The 540-nt window shown below is 67.8% G+C and carries 1 protein-coding gene; it reads right to left on the reverse strand.

Annotated elements, in window-relative coordinates; translation table 11 throughout:
- Positions 1 to 540, reverse strand: a 540-nt coding sequence (locus U870_RS0122010; RefSeq protein WP_029948043.1) for an AAA family ATPase, incomplete at both ends; no start/stop codon positions are given.

Genomic DNA, 540 nt, shown 5'->3' on the forward strand with positions numbered 1-540 from the left:
ATCTCGTCGAACAGCACGACGCTGAACGGCTTGCGGCGGACCTTCTCGGTGAGCTGGCCGCCCTCCTCGAATCCGACGAACCCGGGAGGGGCGCCGAACAGTCGCGAGACGGTGTGCTTCTCGCCGTACTCCGACATGTCGAGGGAGATCATGGCCGACTCGTCGTCGAACAGGAACTCGGCGAGCGCCTTGGCGAGCTCGGTCTTACCGACACCGGTGGGGCCGGCGAAGATGAACGAGCCGGAGGGGCGCTTCGGGTCCTTGAGGCCGGCACGCGTGCGACGAATGGTCTTGGAGAGCGCCGCGATGGCCTCCTCCTGACCGATGACCCGCTGGTGCAGCGCCTTCTCCATGAACACGAGGCGAGCGGACTCCTCCTCGGTGAGCTTGAAGACCGGGATGCCCGTGGCCTGCGCCAGGACCTCGGCGATCAGGCCCTCGTCGACCTCGGCCGTGGTCTTCACGTCGCCGGAGCGCCACTGCTTCTCGAGGCGCAGCCGCTCGCCGAGGAGATTCTTCTCCTCGTCGCGCAGGCCGGCG

Origin of the sequence: Leifsonia aquatica H1aii (assembly GCF_000633535.1) — a bacterium.
Taxonomy (GTDB): domain Bacteria; phylum Actinomycetota; class Actinomycetes; order Actinomycetales; family Microbacteriaceae; genus Leifsonia; species Leifsonia aquatica_A.